General features: G+C 40.3%; 13 protein-coding genes and 1 tRNA gene. 10 read left to right on the top strand and 4 right to left on the bottom strand.

From position 1 onward, the window contains the following. Positions 1-17: 17 nt before the first annotated feature. Positions 18-2,039, bottom strand: a complete 2,022-nt coding sequence (locus tag ACY3ZI_RS17150) for an FAD-dependent oxidoreductase (protein ID WP_487375575.1) — start codon at positions 2,037-2,039, stop codon at positions 18-20. Between the two features lie 257 nt (positions 2,040-2,296). Between ACY3ZI_RS17150 and ACY3ZI_RS17145 the strand changes: the two genes are divergently transcribed. After that, positions 2,297-2,893, top strand: a complete 597-nt coding sequence (locus ACY3ZI_RS17145; protein WP_211887389.1) for a GNAT family N-acetyltransferase — start codon at positions 2,297-2,299, stop codon at positions 2,891-2,893. A 60-nt stretch (positions 2,894-2,953) separates the two neighbouring features. Here ACY3ZI_RS17145 and ACY3ZI_RS17140 read toward each other — a convergent pair whose 3' ends face one another. Next, positions 2,954-4,027: an NAD(P)H-dependent amine dehydrogenase family protein gene (locus tag ACY3ZI_RS17140; protein ID WP_487375574.1), complete on the bottom strand. Its 1,074-nt coding sequence runs from the start codon at positions 4,025-4,027 to the stop codon at positions 2,954-2,956. A gap of 355 nt (positions 4,028-4,382) precedes the next feature. Here ACY3ZI_RS17140 and ACY3ZI_RS17135 point away from each other — a divergent pair. Next, a tRNA-Ile gene (locus ACY3ZI_RS17135) sits at positions 4,383-4,459 on the top strand. A gap of 77 nt (positions 4,460-4,536) precedes the next feature. Here the strand turns inward: ACY3ZI_RS17135 and ACY3ZI_RS17130 are convergent. Then, a complete protein-coding gene (locus ACY3ZI_RS17130; protein WP_487375573.1) occupies positions 4,537-5,085 on the bottom strand; it encodes an RBBP9/YdeN family alpha/beta hydrolase in 549 nt (182 codons plus the stop codon). 1,167 nt (positions 5,086-6,252) lie between these two features. Here ACY3ZI_RS17130 and ACY3ZI_RS17125 point away from each other — a divergent pair. The 7 genes from ACY3ZI_RS17125 to ACY3ZI_RS17095 all read left to right on the top strand — a co-directional run bounded on the left by ACY3ZI_RS17125 (position 6,253) and on the right by ACY3ZI_RS17095 (position 12,624). Then, positions 6,253-6,819 carry a fimbrial protein gene (locus ACY3ZI_RS17125; protein WP_036956196.1) on the top strand — a complete coding sequence of 189 codons (567 nt, stop codon included), beginning with the start codon at positions 6,253-6,255 and terminating at the stop codon, positions 6,817-6,819. 155 nt (positions 6,820-6,974) lie between these two features. Next, positions 6,975-9,446: a fimbria/pilus outer membrane usher protein gene (locus tag ACY3ZI_RS17120; RefSeq protein ID WP_487375572.1), complete on the top strand. Its 2,472-nt coding sequence runs from the start codon at positions 6,975-6,977 to the stop codon at positions 9,444-9,446. 22 nt (positions 9,447-9,468) lie between these two features. After that, positions 9,469-10,209 (top strand): fimbria/pilus periplasmic chaperone, encoded by a 741-nt coding sequence (locus tag ACY3ZI_RS17115; RefSeq protein ID WP_108478449.1) that lies wholly within the window; start codon positions 9,469-9,471, stop codon positions 10,207-10,209. Positions 10,210-10,243: 34 nt separating this feature from the next. Next, complete coding sequence (locus ACY3ZI_RS17110) at positions 10,244-10,726, top strand: fimbrial protein (RefSeq protein ID WP_036956202.1); 483 nt, start codon at positions 10,244-10,246, stop codon at positions 10,724-10,726. Positions 10,727-10,737: 11 nt separating this feature from the next. Further along, the gene (locus ACY3ZI_RS17105; RefSeq protein WP_211887396.1) at positions 10,738-11,241 is read left to right on the top strand and encodes a fimbrial protein; all 504 of its coding nucleotides are present in this window, start codon (positions 10,738-10,740) and stop codon (positions 11,239-11,241) included. Further along, complete coding sequence (locus ACY3ZI_RS17100) at positions 11,238-11,750, top strand: fimbrial protein (protein WP_487375571.1); 513 nt, start codon at positions 11,238-11,240, stop codon at positions 11,748-11,750. Before ACY3ZI_RS17105 ends, ACY3ZI_RS17100 begins: the two co-directional genes overlap by 4 nt. A 19-nt stretch (positions 11,751-11,769) precedes the next feature. Next, positions 11,770-12,624 (top strand): MrpH family fimbial adhesin, encoded by an 855-nt coding sequence (locus ACY3ZI_RS17095; RefSeq protein WP_487375570.1) that lies wholly within the window; start codon positions 11,770-11,772, stop codon positions 12,622-12,624. 64 nt (positions 12,625-12,688) lie between these two features. On the opposite strand, the gene ACY3ZI_RS17090 is transcribed toward ACY3ZI_RS17095, so the two are convergent. After that, positions 12,689-16,564 (bottom strand): Ig-like domain-containing protein, encoded by a 3,876-nt coding sequence (locus tag ACY3ZI_RS17090; RefSeq protein ID WP_487375569.1) that lies wholly within the window; start codon positions 16,562-16,564, stop codon positions 12,689-12,691. 325 nt (positions 16,565-16,889) lie between these two features. On the opposite strand from ACY3ZI_RS17090, the gene hypF reads away from it, so the two are divergent. Then, the gene (gene hypF, locus ACY3ZI_RS17085) at positions 16,890-19,172 is read left to right on the top strand and encodes a carbamoyltransferase HypF (RefSeq protein ID WP_487375568.1); all 2,283 of its coding nucleotides are present in this window, start codon (positions 16,890-16,892) and stop codon (positions 19,170-19,172) included. Positions 19,173-19,270 lie beyond the last annotated feature (98 nt).

Genomic DNA, 19,270 nt, shown 5'->3' with positions numbered 1-19,270 from the left:
TTATGAGTCAAGAAAACTTACAACTGATAAGCCACTTTCATACCTTGTTCAATGGCTCGGCGGGCATCTAACTCGGACGCCACATCCGCTCCTCCAATCACATGAGGGTGAATTCCAATATCTTCTAATTGCTCTTTTAATGGGCGATAAGGTTCTTGCCCAGCACAAAGGATGACATTATCAACGGCAAGGCAGATATATTCATCTTGATAGCGAATATGCAGCCCATCATCATCCACATTCATATATTCCACGCCATTAAACATCTGAACGCCACGTTTCATTAATGACAGGCGGTGCACCCATCCTGTGGTTTTTCCAAGTCCTGCGCCGACTTTGCTGTTTTTTCGCTGCAATAAATAGAGGTGGCGAGGCGTTGGTTCTAACTGTTTTTTCATCGGGAAAAGCCCGCCGCGAGTGGTGATGGCGGTATCAATATTCCATTCATGGTTAAATTTATTATCATCTAAACTGCTGCTGATCCCTTGTTGGGTAAGGAGCTCCGCAACATCGAACCCAATCCCTCCGGCGCCAATAATAGCTACGCTTTTACCGACATTATCGGGCTGTTTTAAAGCCTCAATATAGGACATGACTTTGCGATGATCGGCGCCAGCTAGGTTGATAGTGCGGGGGATAACGCCTGTGGCGATAATGACCTCATCAAATTGAGTTAAATCATTCGCTTGTGCAATCTGCTCGAGTCGAACATCCACATTGAGTAGTTGTAGCTGTCGGGAAAAATAACGCAAAGTTTCATAAAACTCTTCTTTGCCGGGGATCCGTTTAGCGAGATTAAATTGCCCACCAATTTGGTTGCTGCGTTCAAATAGCGTGACTTGATGCCCTCGTTTGGCGGCATAGATTGCACAAGAAAGCCCCGCTGGACCCGCCCCGACAATTGCCACTCTTTTGGGTTTATCTGCTAATTCATTAGGATAGTCCATCTCGCGTACCGCTTGTGGATTCACTAAGCAGCCAGCCAGTTTGCCATTAAAAATTTGGTCAAGGCAGGCTTGATTGCAGCCAATGCAGGTGTTTATTTCATCAAATCGACCGTCTTGGGCTTTTGACACAAACGCTTCATCGGCAAGGAAAGGGCGCGCCATGGACACCATATCAGCTTGACCGCTAGCAATGATTTGTTCCGCCACAAACGGGTCATTGATGCGGTTGGTGGTAATCAGTGGAATATTCACCTTGCCCATTAATTTTTCGGTTACCCAGCTGAAGGCTTTGCGGGGGACCAGCGTCGCAATGGTCGGCACACGGGCTTCATGCCAGCCTATTCCTGTATTGATCATGGTGGCACCCGCACTTTCAATCTCTTTAGCCAATAGCTCAATTTCATCCCACGTTGAGCCCCCTTCAACAAGGTCAAGCATGGATAACCGATAGATAATAATGAAATTTTCCCCAACCGTTTGGCGAATGCGCTTAACAATTTCTAGCGGAAAACGGATACGGTTTTGGTAGCTGCCACCCCATTCATCAGTTCGATGATTGGTACGCGATGTAATAAATTGGTTGATTAAATAACCTTCCGAGCCCATCACTTCGACGCCATCGTAGCCCGCTTGCTGGGCAAGTTTAGCGGTGTTCACGAAGTCGTCGATGGTTTTCTGAACTTCATCGGTGGTTAATTCACGGGGGGGAAATGGGGTGATCTCGGATTTAATCGGGCTAGGCGCCACTAACGCCGGATGTAGAGCGTAACGACCTGCATGCAAGATTTGTAATGCAATTTTTCCATCCGCTTGATGCACTGCATCGGTGATTTGTTGATGAAATGGCAATTGGTCTTGATGATTCAATACAGCACCATGAGGTGCTAAAGCTCCTTCAGGGTTCGGGGCTATTCCACCAGTAATAATCAGGCTGACCCCATTTTCTGCACGAAGTCGGTAAAAGTGGGCAAGGCGCTGGCTTCCTTGAGGATGTTCTTCTAAGCCAGTGTGCATAGAGCCCATCAAGATACGGTTTTTAAGAACGGTATGCCCCAAATCAAGCGGGGTAAAAAGGTGTGGAAAATTGCTCATATTGGCTCCCATTTGGGACTATTAATAACAGGTCAGATGAGTTAACTGTAGCCTAATGGACAATTGAATTAAGAATAATGTTAAAAAATTGTGATTTTTATCATATGTTTTACGAGGAATAATTAAACTTACAGGACTATTTCTTTTGTTTTATTTTTCTGTCATAAAAAATGGTTACAACAAAGAAGAATGGTTATTTGCATCATAATTTGATGGTTTTTCACTCCACACAACCGAGTTATTCAGGAAATACGCCGATGAAAGAGATTTGCCAAGCGGTTACCTTAGAAGGCAACCATGTTCGATTAGAGCCACTGACTCATCACCATGATGCTGTTTATGCTGAGATTATTGAAAGGGATAAGCTGCATCACTTGTGGTATACCTCGGTACCTGAACCGGAAAATGTCGCGAAAGATGTCGATATGCGCCTTGCGCGTTTTGCCCAGAAAGAGATGGTGCCATTCGCGATTATTGATAAACGTACAGGCAAAGCCGTTGGCATGACCTCGTATATGCGGATCGATCAAGGGGTTCGCCGTGTTGAAATTGGGGCAACATGGTATGGAGCCGAAGCTCAGCGCACACCAATCAATACGGAAGCTAAGTACTTGTTATTAAAAAATGCATTTGAAGAATTAGAGTGTGTTGCCGTGGAGCTAAGAACACATTTTTTAAATCATCAAAGCCGTAAAGCGATTGAGCGTTTAGGGGCAAAACTCGATGGGATTTTACGTAACCATATGCTAACTCGTACGGGTGAGCTACGAGATACCTGCGTTTATAGCATCTTAAGTAATGAGTGGCCGGCAGTGCGTCGCCACTTAGAATGGCAGATGACAAAGCCTCGCTAAGTCAAAAAAATAGCCCACGGGATGTGGGCTATGTGATTAATATTCAATCAAGTCAGTTGATTATAAATATTCGTGCATCGGTTTGGTCATATACACGTTATTTGGCATTTTTTCTGTGGTGGTGTAGCCCGCAGGGCTGTTGATCAGCGCTGGGATACGGTTAACCAGGTTTGCGCAGGTGAGTTCCACGGTTGCTGGGTTATTCACTTCAATCGCCGTATCTGGCTCGCCAATGAGCTGCCAACTGTTTTTGTCGCACTCATCCGCCGTTAAAATTTTACCGATACATTCCGTTTCTAAGGTGACGCCTTCCGCTGTTTCAGTGATCACCACGGCAGACAACCCTAAAACATCGCCTTTTTTCACCGTCATTTTTAAGGTGTCTGAATAGATATCTTCTTTGGCAATTTGTGGTACGCAGCGCTGAGTTTGGCTGGTAATGGTCAGACCTAAACGGCTGCACAGCCAACCATTTTGTGTCCACATGTACGGTGGTGCATATTCACCGCTCTCAATTTTCTCGGCGATAACCGCGTATGGCAGGTCGTTATAGTTACCAATTTGCTGATTGAACTCATCGACGGTTAAGCCTGCACCGTGACCTTTTGCCAGCGCGATACCATAATCTTCCACGTTGTAGCAGCTAGAGCCTTTGATTTTGACCAGTTTGTGCATAGAACCTGCCAAGGTATCGATAAGCACGCCCCAGAACATATCTGGATAGCCGCTGCCCGCTAAAGTGCAGTTATTCGCTTTCGCTAACGCATCGAGTTTTTCAGTAATTTCAGGGGAAGAGTTCCACGGATAGAGAGCTTCTTCACCCGTTGAAATAGCATTAACACCATGACGAGCGAAGAGGGAGAATGCATCTTCTAAGTCTGCCATAGTGCTGAGGGTCGCAATAATTCCCACGTCAGGTTTTAAGGTTTCTAGGGCTTTATCGGCTTCATTCAGTGGCTGGATTTTTACGCCAGTTGGCGCCGTGCCTGCGATTTCGCCAATGTCTTTGCCAATCACGGCAGGGTTGATATCAAAAGCCGCCACAACTTCAGCACCGTGTTCTTGTAGGTAACGGATGAGAAATTTGCCCATCTTTCCACAACCATATTGAACTGCACGTACTTTTTTCATCATTATCGTCCTATAGCTGTTTGTCTAATATCATCATGTTCTATATGAAGTATAAAATTATTGTTTTATATCAATCAATTGAACAAAGAATGCTTAATAAATTAGAATGGAAAAACTCAATCTTTACGCCCGATTATTTACTATAGGGTAGTCGTTAACGCAGGTTTGTTCATAAATGGCGTTCTAATAAAGAATGGAATCCTAGAATAAAATCCGATAATTAAGATAGGAATGATGGTTTTCGATGATGCCATGCCATTGAATTATATGGCATGGCTATGGCTTGGATACAAATTCACCATACAGTATTGAAATACTAGACCTTCACCAAAACAGCACGTATAATCGGCACCACTTTGGCCCCTTAGCTCAGTTGGTTAGAGCAGGCGACTCATAATCGCTTGGTCACTGGTTCAAGTCCAGTAGGGGCCACCAAATTTTAGCTGTTAAATCAGCGCAAAAAGCCACTTCTTTCGAAGTGGCTTTTTTGTATTCGGAGCTCTGGTAATACACTAGCTGCCAACAAATCCTCTCCCCGTAAACTCTTCAATCAACCGCTCGCCTTCATGCCATTCGCCATATCCTGCATCAGTATTTAAATGCTCACCGCCTTTAACCAACATAAGCTGGCTGCCCCATATTTCTGCAAGCTGATGGGCTTTCTCTGTGCCAAGATGCGGATCATTATCGGTATAAATAAGCAAAGAAGGGCTTGGAAGCTTTTTATTGGGTAGAGGTCGCTGTTGTTGAATATCGAGTAAGGCTGAAGGGGAATCAACATCCGCAGGGGTGGCTAGGATCATCGCCTTTACTTGATGGTTGGGAAATTGGCTTGCCCATTGCGCGACGCAAACAGCTCCGCAACTGTGTCCAATCAGTACTAATTCACCCTCTGTATTTTGAACTACCTCGTTTAGGCGCTCTATCCATTTATGGTTAGGGGCATTCCAGTCATCCTGAATGACGCGCACAACATTATGGTATTTTCTTTCTATATAGGATTGCCAATGTTGAGAACCGGAATTGGTATAGCCGGGAACAATAATAAAAGTGGTGGTCATCTTGCTTCTCAGGTTGTCTGGGAAAATTTAATCTTAATCTGTGCGAACTAAAGTTAGCTAGCAATTTATCGGCTAGCGTTAAATCAAAATGTTATTTAAGTAAGTCATTCGGAATAATACGAAATAGCTTCTGATGGTTTTGTTTTTAACGCATTTAATGTGTTGATTATGAGTTTTGAATGAATAATTAAAAATAAAATCAATGTATTGCAGTTAATCCTATTTTCATTACATATTATGGTTGTCACCTTGTATTGGCTATTAAAGTCAAATTATCTAAGGTAGGATGAGTTCCAATTTAACTTATGGAAAGGTTACTCATATGAAGGATAAAACTTCACTAGATAATGAATTTTCAGGCTTCAATGCATTTCATCTGATTTGATAAAGGTTCAATGAATGTATTTGAGCCTTTGTGTTTCTTTTTACCTAAAGAGCATTTGCCATTCTAATTTCCTACCTAGCTATTCTTATATACCAGTCAATACATCCCTGAAATAATCACTATGGTCATCATATTTGAGTGTGAAATAGTACCTTAATGAAACACTGATTAGACCAGAATATATTTTATTCACATTGAATAATTCTCATTAGGTATAATAAATGAGACTGAGTTCTTATTTATTAGAAAAAATAGCGGATGGAGATAAATTAGAATTAACTATTTTCTTTTTGATACATATAAATTTGGATTAAAACCGAAAAAAACTATTACGCTAAATTGTGGTAATTGGATAATTGAAGATAATAATACACGTCAAAGATGTAACCAATTGCAAAAAAGTAATGTCCGATGTATGTGAAAGAAATGTTGTTAAGTATGAATCGTTGACATATTATCTGTAACTGATTGATTTTTATAGTATCAAAATAATCGTAATATGATTAAATGTATCAAAAAATAACTGCCTATTGAACTTCTTGTTTTCGATAGGTGATGGCGACTTTACAGCTTTTAAGTGTAATTATAGTATTTGTGTGAACCAAAGCTCAAAAGGCAAAAAGATTTAATTAACGTAGTCATAAATATATCGTGGTTTTACCTAAGTATATTTAACTATGTATCGTATCTGAAATTTAAGCTTCTATTGTAATTAATAATTAATTACAGGACTTCTTATTATCTTTTTTATTTAAATTACGACTTAATTGAGGATTTACCAAATGAAATTAAATAAAACTCTTATGGCTATCGCAGCAACGACATTAATTGGTTTTGGTGCAAACGCAGCACCAGTTAACCACGGTAATGGTAAAGTCACTTTCACTGGTAGCATCATCACTGCACCTTGTTCTATTGACCCATCTTCTATTGACCAAACTGTAGATTTAGGTCAAATCGCTGATGTGGTGTTAAAAAATGGTGGTACTTCAGACGGTCAATCTTCACCAGTTATGTTCGATATTAAATTAATTGACTGTACTGTAGAAACAGGTGATTCCGTGAATATTACATTTTCAGGCGCGGCCGCTACAAATGATCCTAAATCACTATTAGCTATTACAGGTACTGCTGCAGGTGCAGGTATCCAGATCGTAGATAGCAACAATGACCCAATCGTATTAAATGAAGTCACTAAATCTGAGCACAAACTGCAAGGAACAACTAATACCCTGCAATTTGCTGCATATGTGAAAGGTTTAGGTAGCCAAGGTAAACCAGAAGCTCCGGTTGATATTGTTGCAGGTGAATTCCAAGCGGTAACTGATTTCGTATTGTCGTATAACTAATTTAATGCATTAGTTATTAACGGTAAGCTGAAGTAATGAGACCAATCATTACTTCAGCTTAGAAAATTTATTAAAATTTAAGGACATCGTAATGAAAAAAGTTAATAATAAAATTATGTGTTCTGTGTTTTTAAATGTTAATAAAAAATAAAGTCATGAAAAAACTCATCACGGTATCTTTATTGCTGCTGAATCCATTAATTGCTCTCTCTGAAGAGGCTGTGGACTTCAATATTAATATATTGAACGCAGAAGATAGAGAAAATATTAATTTGGCAGTTTTTTCACAAGATCTTTATATTGTTCCTGGCATTTACCCCTTTAAACTAAGTATAAATAACGCGTATATACCTGAGCAGAAAATAACCGTTGTGAGTTATGAAGAAAAATCACAAGCGTGTTTAACGGATGAAATTGTCGAGAAATTTGACTTAAATTCGGAAGCTGAAAGTGTATTACAGTGGAATACTATTGATGGCTTAGAGTGTTTAGATATTGCTAGCTTAGAAGGAATGTCAGTAACACCTAATTTATCGACCGGAACATTAATTATTAATATTCCTAAAAGCTACCAGGAATATTCAGCCAACGACTGGGAATCAGCATCTCGTTGGGAAGATGGCATTAAAGGTATTATTTTTGACTATAATCTGACCTCACAATATAACCGTAGTTTAGGTGATAACAAATCGAACAATACTTTTTTCTTTTCAGGATTAGGGGCGGTCGGCGCTAATTTTGATAGCTGGCGTTTACGGGGTTTTTGGCAAGGTTCATATAACCATGCACAAAATAGTCGAGTTGATGATACTCACGATATTAAATGGACGAATATTTATGCTTATCGAGCTATTCGCAGCTTAAAATCGAAATTAACTCTAGGTGAAGATTTTCTGCAAACAGATTTGTTTGATAGCTTCAAGTTTATTGGGATTTCATTACGTTCTGACGACAATATGTTACCGCCGAGCTTACGTTCATATGCACCAGAGGTGACGGGTTTTGCAGAAACGAACGCGGTAGTCAAAATTAGCCAAGATGGACGCGTTATTTATGAAAGCTTAGTTCCTGCGGGCCCATTTAGAATCCAAAATTTAAATAGCGGTATTTCAGGGACGTTACAAGTCAGAGTTGAAGAAAGTGATGGGCGTGTTTCAGAATTTGAAGTAGAAGCTGGAAACATTCCTTTTTTATCTCGTCCAGGTTCTGTGCGTTATAAAGTGAGCGCAGGTAGACCAACGGATATGGATCGCCATGTTATGGGGGATGCATTCGCACAAAGCGAGGTTTCATGGGGCGTTAGCAATGGTTGGTCAGTTTTTGGTGGCGCACTAAATAGTAGTCGATTTAACTCTTTTGCTGCTGGTGTTGGACGTGATTTGTTTCAATTTGGTGCAATCTCATTTTCATTTAATCATTCAATAGCAGCATTGACAGATGGACCGACCTTAAAAGGCAAAGCATTTAAAGTCGATTATTATAAAAGCTTCGAAGGAAGCAATAGTCAAATTCAATTGTCCGCATACCGTTTTATGGATCGTGAATTTATGACGATGAGTGACTTCCTTACTTATAATGACCAAAAAGATATTATGTATGCAGGACACAATAAAGGCTCTTATTCTGCATCACTAAGTAAAAACTTTACTGATTGGCGTTCATCCATAAATTTAAACTACACGCACCAAACCTATTGGAATCGCCCAAATAGTTATCGCTATAACATGACCTTTTCGAAATATTTTGATACCAGCAAGTTTCATAATATCGGTCTGTCTATCAACATGTTTAATAGCAAAATGCAGGGTTATCAAGATAACGGAGTTTATGTCAGCCTTTCAGTTCCATTAGCATCAGGAACTTATGTCAATTATTCAACGTATAATGGTAAGAACGATAATACGAATAAAGTGACAGTGAATGAGCGTCTTGAAAATAAAGATAACCTTTCACTTTCTATCGGTAATAATCGACATAGCGGAATATTTAGTAGCTATTATAGCCATAAAGGCAATATGAATGACTTTAATACCAGCTATAACTATATAAGTAATAACTCAATGTCATTATCTGCGAATGTCCAAGGCGGCATGACATTGACGGGGTACGGAATAGGAATGCATCCAGTCACATCAACAGGTGGAACACGAGTTTTTGTTGATACAAATGGCGTTAAAGATGTCCCTGTAAAATATAACGGCACACATTTACGCTCTAGTGGTTCTGGAAAAGTCGTTGTACCAGATATTAATAGCTACTATAAGACAGACGTCGTTGTTGATATTAATAAATTACCTAAGAATGTTGAGGTTGCGGATTCCGTAACACGAACCACACTCACTGAAGGGGCAATAGGTTATCGTAGTTTTGATGTTATTTCTGGGATCAAAATGATGGTGACGTTGAGATTACAAGATGGAAGTTACCCACCATTTGCTGCGGATATTAAAAATAATGCTGGCAAGACAACAGGTATTGTGGGTGACCAAGGTGAAGCTTACATCGGTGGAATAAGACCGGGTGAGGCAATGAAAGTATTATGGCAAGGTTCTGAATGTACGATTACATTCCCACAAAATATCGAAGAGCATAATATTTACGACAAACTGCTCTTACCATGTAATTAATAATAATCTTAAAAGAAGGCTAATGTTTATGATGAAAAAATTATCCGTATTATTACTTAGCTGCTTCGTGACTGCGAATGCTTATTCTGCAATTTCAATGGACAGAACGCGTATTATTTATAATGGCGATAGCAATTCAGTCTCATTAACGGTAAGTAATAAAAATAACCAACTGCCTTATTTGGCGCAAGGCTGGTTTCAAGATGAAAAAGGCGAAAAGCTAACCTCTTATTTTACGATTTTACCACCAATCCAAAGAATTAATGCGGGGCAAACAAGCCAATTGCGTATTGAAGCTTTACCAGACATAGTGAAATTACCTCAAGATAGAGAAAGCCTGTTTTTCTTTAATTTAAGAGAAATTCCACCTACAAGTAAAAAATCTAACGTACTGCAAATTGCATTACAAACACGTGTGAAGTTGTTCTATCGTCCAGCTTCTTTAGCGGTTGATTCCACGCAAATGAAAAATGCGCCGTGGCAGAATAAATTAGTGCTAGTCAAAAAAGGCGGTGCTATTTATGCCAAAAACCCAACGGCTTACTATGTGGTATTAAACAACATTAGAAAAAGTGCCAACGCAGAGAAAGCAAAAAGTTTTGTTGCTGTAGACGTTGCGCCATTTGCTGAGCAAAAACTGTCAATTACCGCAGATCAATTAGGTTCATCGCCAGTGATTAATTACATCAATGACTACGGCGGTCAGGTTGATGTTCCGTTTGTCTGTTCTGCAACAGAGTGTCACGCTCAAGCGGCTAACTAATCCCATAAGCAAATGAGAGAAATGGATAAATCGAATGTTTAAATTTAAGAACCTGTTTTGTCTTAGTTTACTGTTTTTTTTATCTGTGACTGCATTTGCGGATGGGAAGTTTGTGACAGTCAGAGTGAATGTTTTATCTGGCGGATGTGTATTGAATGATAACGAAGATATCTATGTGGATTTTGGCGATGACATCGTTATTGGGCAAATTGAGTCAGGTAAATACACAGAGGAAATTCCTTATAGTTTAAGTTGTGATTCGCGATTTGATGAGCTGTATATTGCTTTTGAAGGCGTTAAAGGGGAAACCTCAAACAGCCTGAAAGTCGCGGATACACCGGGTTTGAATATCAAACTGTATATTGATAACAAGCCTATGGATATCGGTTCTCAATATGAGATTGATAATATCCAATCTTTACCTTCTTTAACTGCAGAACTGGCACTGGCTAATGGGATAAGACCTGTTGGAGGTGAGTTTTCTACTGCTGCAACACTAACTGTAGGATATCATTAAGGTATTATCTTATGAAAAAGCTCTTGTTATCATTCGTTTTATTTCTGGCATACACAAGTGTGGCACAGGCTGTCAAAGTGAGCTTTAGAGGGAATTTGATAGAGGGAACGCCATGTGTCATCAATAATAATCGCCCGATTGAGGTGGATTTTGGTGATGACTTGGTGGTTTCGTTAGTGCCGACCAAAGATGGTACAAAATATATAGAAGATATCGATTTTGAATGGGAATGCGACAATATTTCATCTGGAATGGATGTGGTTTTCAGTTTTGAAGGCAAACGTTCTTACTTTGATAATGATTTATTAGCAATTAATGAACAAAGAGATATTGCACTGCAAATTTATTATGATTCAGACACATTGAGAGTGAACGATACGTTTGTATACACCTATGAATCTGACTATAAAAAACCTGATCTGAAGGCGGCATTAGTAAAAAGTAGCTCAAGTTCTGCTCGTGTCGAGCCGGGCGAGTTTACTGCTAGCGCGACACTAACGGTTGCTTATCCATGAAGATAATCTTCTTTACTCTATTACTTTATTTCTCTGGGAATGCGTTCGCGGATGAAGTGAATTTTTCTGGAGTATTGAGACACGCCATTCCTTGTATCGTCAATGGCGGCGAGGAGCTTGTGGTGCCATTTCATGAGGTCAATGATAAAGACCTTTATCGTCAAAGAGATATCTCTGAAGTCTTTGAAATTATACTCTCTGAGTGCGAGTTTTTACCTGATTTTTCATTTTCGATGTCATTTACGGGAATCAGTAACCCGAAAATTAAAGGTTCGCTGCGAATTGATGGTGACCCCGGTGATCTGGGCTATGCCATCGTGTTGAGTAGCGATAATGGCAATGTGGATATTAATAGCCAATACCCTATTGTTGGAATGAACGGCAGTAAATTCCCTAGCGTGATCCCGCTTAAAGCTTCCATTTTTGGGGAAGAAGACGCAATCAAAAATAAAAGTATTAAACTCGGGGATTTTAGCGCTACCACCACTTTTAATATCTATTACGAATAACTCGGTTGTTAAGGATATTATGAAAAAACTTATTCTTATCTGTTTGTTAGCGATATCGTCTTTTCAATTTGCGCGAGCTGAATTTGCAGCGCAAGGTGAGCTTGTTACTGACCATGGCGCATGGATGGACACACGATATATTTTACGCGGGGACTTACAACATGATAATCGCCCGATGGCTGTGCAAACGACAGGCAGTTGTCCTTGTGATATAGAGTTAGGATCTTGGGGAACCTATGCAGATGGTGGGTATGGTGCGGGTAACTCACACATTGTTAACTTTGATACTCACTCAGTGAGATTAAGAGAGCGAAGTTCATGGGACGAAAGGCCCGTTACGTTCAGTGAAGTGGCTAGAGCATTAGAAAAAGATAATGTTTTAAATAGGCAAATTCCGGGACGTTGGCAGTTTTATCCGAGAAGACCTGGAGTTGGATACTGCTTCAATTTAGGTATTTTGTATCGACAAAAAATGCAGCGTGAGCAAACTGCAGATAACCCAATAATTCTCTGTTCACCGTTAGACCCTGCTATTACTAACTGTGATATTGAAGGACCAGATTATATCGACCATGGCACATTATCCAATAGCTCGATGAATGGTCATACCGTAAGGGAAAACTTTACGATCAGCTGCACAAATCCAACGGATGTTAAAATTTCTGCTGTCGCAGGATTAGATAATGATAACTTCATTTTTATGGCGGATGGGCTAGAGTCTGAAATTAAAGTCAATGGCGCACCATCAACCGTACTTTCGGTAGATTCGTTTGTGAAACAAACTTTTGATGTTTCCAGCACATTAAGAAAAACCAAAGATCTCGCTCCGAATGAGTATTCAGGTATTTTCCTGTTATCGGTTGAGCTCCCTTAGTATTCAAGCATAAAAGACAATGGCAGGGTTTTGGTCAATACATCGAGACTGAAACCCTGCCATTTTATCTATCAATGGTAATAAAACGAATTGCACCCAAGAAAACACGATTGATTGATGAAGTTTGACTATTCCATCCTGTAAACCCGATAAATTGTTCTCCCGATGGGATTTGGTAGACATAAGTTTGTGGATTAGTGCAGGTATTATGTGCTTCTCCAATCACCTGGTTACTTGTGGGCTTGTAGAAGGTTAATTGACCGATGACCAGTACGCCTTGGAAGCGGCACACAATAACATCAATTTTTGTCACCGAATCTGTGTTAGTTATGGTCGTGGCCGTTCCTCCCGTTCCCCCGGAATTTCCGATAGAGTCCACGACCCAATCTCCTTGACCTGTTAGCGTATACCCAGGAGGCTCTATCAAGTATTCAGAGGCTGAATTGGGTTTGCTGGTGGAATCACCATATATTGGTGACATGTTCAATTCACTGACGGTCAATTTTGCGGGTATGACGGTGACAGGGACACCTTTATAACCTGTACCCGTACTGCTAACACTAATATCGACGATCCCTTTCTGTAGACCTTGAATTTCCCCCGGAGATATTGGTCTCGCCACATTGGTATTACTGGATATCCAATTGACTTGGTTAGCATTTAATTGAATTTCACTTTCTACACCATCGCTGGATTTAACGAATAATTGATAATCATATAGGGCGGTCACACCTATTTTATGATCTAAATTGCTGAGCCTGAATATATAGGTATACACGCTAATTGTTGGTGACTGGGCTGTATAGGTTGAATACAGCACTGTTGCGGTGATCTGGTAATCACCAACAGTGGAAGAGGTGACAACCGCCGTATATTGACCAGGAAGGTTTTCTGTCACATTGCTTATCTTAAGTTCGTTATTATTGGCGGTAAATTTCACATCATTTTTAACCCCTGTAATCGGTTGATTATTCTTATCGAGCATAGTGAGCGTGATTGTGGCTTTTCCATCCTCTGTTGCACCCGATGAATTGACGATACGCGTTTTATCTAACGTGAGAGTTGATTTGCTCGGGTCAATAGCACTGGTAAATGTGACGGTGACATCTTGGGTACTATTATTAATCGACAGGGTAATTACGCTGGGTCCCGGCAGACTACTGGTCAAGGAAATAATGGCTTCACCATTAATATCGGTATCTGGAATTGGACCAATGCCAATATGGGGATCCGCAGTCACAGTGACTTTTTGACCTTTTACAGGGTTATTATTGGCATCGATGATTTTGACTTTTATTTGATTAATTTCGATTTTATCGGCTTTAGCATCATTTTTGACGACAGTAATCGCGCTTTTATCTAATTGGGCTGTACTGGTATCTGCAATAAAATCAACTGAAACAGATTGTGAGCTGCCGTTTAGCTCTGCCGTTATTTTGTATTGCTTAGCTTCAGTGCTTGTGATGGAGAATTCAGTTTCCCCCGCAGTATTAGTTGGCGAAATAGAGCCTACAATGACGCCAGTATCGGTACTCACTGTAATGATTTGGCCTGCAAGTGGATTACCATTTTTATCCGTCACGATAACCTTGACGCGATCGGTATCAACACCATTGGCTTTAGCATTATTTTTGGTGATTACCATGTCATTTTTATCAATTTTCGCAGAGTTGTTATCCCCAACAAAGGTCACGTTTAGGGATTGGGTACTGCCATTAATTTCAGCGGTTACTCGATATTGAGCCGCTTTGAGGCTCGTGAGCGTAAATTCTGTTTCTCCCTGACTATTGGTTGGCGAGATTGCGCTGACAGTAGCGCCATTTTCTGCTGTCACTGTAATTACTTGATTTGGAAGCGGGTTGTTATGGGCATCCGTAACGATAACTTTAATTCTATTCGTATCAATACCATTAGCCGTCGCGTTATCCTTCACCAAAATCATATTGGCACTATCAATTTGCGCCGTGCTTTTATCGGGCATAAACATTACATTGACGGTATGGCGACTGCCATTAAATGTTATTGTGATTTCACTATTACCCGCATTAAAACTGGTTAAAGAGAAAATCGTATCGCCATTTGCATCGGTAGGGGTAATGTTACCCACTGTGGCACCATTATTTGCGGATACACTAATTAATTGATTTTCTAGTGAATTTCCAAATTTATCCGTGATGTGTACAGAAACTCGGTTAGTGGCTTTGTTATTGGCGACGGCATTATCTTCAATAACCACAATATCAGATGGCGTGATCTGGGCGGTGGAATTATCAGCGATAAATTGGAGAGGCTTGCTGGATTGATAGCCATCTTCTAATTTAGCAATCAATAATCCTTGTTGGGCTTTTTGTCCCCGAATATTGATAATAATTTGCCCGTTACTGTCCGTTGGCAATGTGAATGGAGAAACACTGGAAATATTATTGCCAGATAAAGTAAATGCGGATAATGGCGAGAAACCTGATAACGTAAATTCGACATTGGTATTTGTGAGCGTTTTTCCGGTAGCATCGGTGACTGTCACGGTGGCTTCATAGTTATCTGAATCATTGGCTGTCACAGAGCCTTGAGGAACGACGGTAAAAATAGAAATCATTCCTGACATCGGTTTTACATTTAAACGGGTTGTCGCCGTATTCGATTTATTCCCATTATTATCGATTGCAATAGCCGTTACCATGTAGGTTTTAGGGTTGTTTTGAATGGGAGGTAAAATAATTTCAATACTGTTTACGGAGGTTTTAATAAAGCTTCCTCCATCAGCAATCAGTTCAGGGGCTGACCATTGAATGTCTTTGACGCCATATTTAGACTTTATAATTGTTGCGGTTAGATTGAGCTGTTGCTTTGATTGCACCTCTAATTCATTAGGTAATGAAATGGTGAGCAATTCTTGTTTCTTATATTGCATGACGATGTCGTAGTTTCGGTCGACAAAGTCGTAACGTAATCCTGTAAGAGAACGCATATTTTTGACTGAGTCAGCAGATAATTGGCGATTGAGTGGAAGATCAAACCGATAATTAATCTGGAGCATCGCAGATGTATCACTGGAGCTGCCTACGGACTGATTTAATCTCATCGTTACAAGAGGTATTGGTGTATAAGAAGCGCCAACACTATAAAGGCTTGGGTTATTTTTTAAGTCTCTTAAATATGAACCATTGTTAATATTTACATTCTTTCCATAATAATGCTCGTATTTTAAATTTGCCCCAAATTGAGGATAGTCTGGAAGAAACCCTTCGAATCGAACATCAAAACCATTAGCTGGACGCTCATCAAAATCACGCCAATTATCTAATTTAGAACCATGCCAATCACTCAAGCGAAAATAACCATTGCTTGATAGTTTAATAAAATCAGCGGATGCTTCAGCGCCTAAACCTAAGCGTCTATTTGAAGATGTTGAATCATAAAACGAGTTAACTCCCCACATCCAATCATTATTAAGCTGACGATAACCGAATCCCATATTCGTTGTTGTACGATCTTCATTAATTTGTAATCCCAATTGGGTGAAGACAATATGGCTATCTTTATCATATAAGGGATAGAGTATAGCGGCATTACCGCTTTTATCCGTGTTAAATTGAATGCGGGCATAAGCAACCTGATTAAACCAATTATTAATATCACGGTTAATCTTCTGAATTAATGTATTTTCTAACATATTTCTAGCAGTATTGGTGCTATTTTCACTACTCAGGATTGTACCTAACTTGCTTCCTTTTTCAGCAATAAGTTTCTGATTGTTATCTTGTTTATTTATTGGCTCTGTTGGCAGTTCAGGAAGGTCATTAATAGATTGCTCTGATGTGTTTTCTAATATAAGCCAGTGTTCTTGTTTATTTTCATTAGCATTACCAATAGGAAAAAAACTCCAAAAAATAAAAAAATATATTTGAAGTAAAATTAATGATGTGAATTTTTTATTCATTTTATTCATTTTCATTGTCTATGCTTACATTAATGACAATCAAATATTGATATTATTTATCTGTCTGGGTTGATTTCGTTTTTTTTAAAATTTATTTTTGATTTTTAATTATAGGGTACATTTATTTTTATGGGTGGAATAATGATTAATTTATTTTCGTCTTTTAATTGATTATTTGAAAATGAATGAAATGTTATTTTTAAAATAAAGTTTCGAACTCATATGCCATAAGAAAACTTAAAAACGCTTTATTTTTTGATCTGAACTCAGGTTATTTATACGTAGAAGCGCGAGAATAGCATCTCAGTCACCAGAGGGCATTAGAGTGAAAAACGGCATACAGTTACGTATCAAAGGAAAGGTTCAAGGGGTTGGATTCCGACCTTATGTCTGGCAACTTGCCCATCAATGTGCCTTGAATGGTGACGTCTGTAATGATGGCGAAGGTGTACTGGTACGCCTGCTAGAGACTGCGGATATCCCTTTATTTACTCAGCTTTTATATCAACACTGCCCGCCGCTTGCACATATTGAATCTATTCAATCCCAACCTTTTCAATGGGATGAGTTGCCAGAAAAATTCACGATTCGTCATAGTGGTACAGGACGAATGGATACTCAGGTTATCCCCGATGCTGCAACCTGCAAAGCCTGCCGTGACGAGCTATTTGACCCTGCGAATCGTCGCTATCATTACCCGTTTGCAAACTGCACCCATTGCGGTCCTCGTTTTACTATTATTCGTCAAATGCCCTATGACCGACCGAATACCTCAATGGCGGCATTTCCGTTATGCCCTGAATGTCAGCAAGAATATGAAAATCCGGCAGATAGACGTTTTCATGCTCAGCCAAATGCTTGTGCGACCTGTGGTCCTGAAATCCAGCTGTGTGATAAGAATGGCAAGGTTCTAGCGGTTCACCATCAAGCCTTAGAACAAACGGCGACGGACTTATTGAATGGCAAAATTGCAGCGATTAAAGGGCTTGGCGGTTTTCACCTTGCGTGTGATGCCACTAATTTCCATGCAGTTGAACAATTGCGTCAACGTAAACACCGTCCCAGCAAACCTCTGGCGGTAATGATCCCATCCCTCAACTGGCTAAAAGACCAAGGGGTTGATGTCACTGAAGGTTTACGTGCGTTACTTGAAAGTGCGGCGGCACCGATTGTCCTTATTCACGGATGGGAAAATAGCGTATTAAGCGAAAATATCGCACCACATTTGCGGGAAGTGGGGGTAATGCTACCTTCCAACCCACTGCAACATTTGCTGATGGCGCAGGTGAATAGGCCATTAGTGATGACCTCAGGAAATGCATCGGGTAAACCTCCGGTACTCACGGAGCAAGCGGCTTTCACGGATTTAGCAAATATTGCAGACATTTGGCTGATACATAATCGCGATATTGTGCAACGGGCGGATGACTCTTTAGTACGTTACCATGCCGGAAAAGCGGAAATGTTACGCCGAGCCCGAGGTTATGTACCGGATGCTATTGACCTTCCTGCGGGCTTTGAAAACTCACCGTCTATTTTGGCGCTAGGTGCGGATTTAAAAAATACCTTTTGTTTGCTTAGAGATAAAAGTGCGGTGATGAGCCAGCATTTAGGTGATTTGGACGACATCGATATTTATCAACAATATCAGCAATCTATTGCACTATTTGAGTCGATTTATCGATTTAAACCTGAATACCTAGTGGGGGATATGCACCCCAATTATGTTAGTCATCGTTACGGTAATACCTTAAGTGACCAGCTGAATATCCCGATGATGCACGTTCAGCATCATCATGCTCATATTGCGGCGGTGATGGCGGAATATGGCATTCCGTTAGGTAATGAAAAAGTAATTGGTTTGGCGCTGGATGGTCTCGGTTTCGGTGATGATAACCGGCTGTGGGGTGGTGAGTGCTTACTTGTCGATTATACCTCTAGCCAACACCTTGGTGGATTACCGCCAGTTGCCATGCCTGGGGGGGATCTAGCATCTCGCCAACCATGGCGTAACTTATTGGCCCATCTAGAAAAATTTGTGCCTGATTGGCAAACAAAGCCCATTGCTTCGGCGCTCGCTCCTTTTGCTTATCCACTATTACAAAAAGCGATTGCTAGAAAGCTTAACTGCCCAACCGCTTCATCGGCAGGACGATTATTTGATGCTATCGCAGCGGCATTAGGGATTTGTCCTCAGCAAACTAGTTGGGAAGGTGAGGGGGCTTGTCAGTTAGAAGTGCTAGCATTGCAAAGCTCAGTTCAGCAGCATCCTGTCACAATGCCGGTGGTGGATAATCAATTGGATTTAACCACCTTTTGGCATGAATGGTTGGCTTATGATGCGCCGAGAGCGGAACGAGCCCATGCTTTTCATCAAGCCTTGGCGCAAGGATTTGCGGATTTAGCGCTGCAACAAGCGAAACGGTATAGCATTCAACAAGTGGTGCTGTCTGGTGGCGTTCTGCATAACCAATTATTACGTCATTTTCTAATAGAGAATCTACAGCCTCTTGAGGTATTACATGCTCGTCAATTACCGATGGGAGATGGTGGACTTGCATTGGGGCAAGTTGCGATCGCTGCCGCAATATTGAAAAAAAATAACTGAGAATAATAGTCAGGCTTTATTTGTTTTTATTAGACATATATTAATAAATAAATTTAGCTTTATTTATTTTTGATATTCATTCGTATTTAATTTAATTG

The sequence above is a fragment of the Providencia sp. LY12 genome (assembly GCF_057621555.1).
The sequence above is the reverse complement of the archived record's forward strand: the minus strand, read 5'-3'. Positions and strand labels throughout refer to the sequence as shown.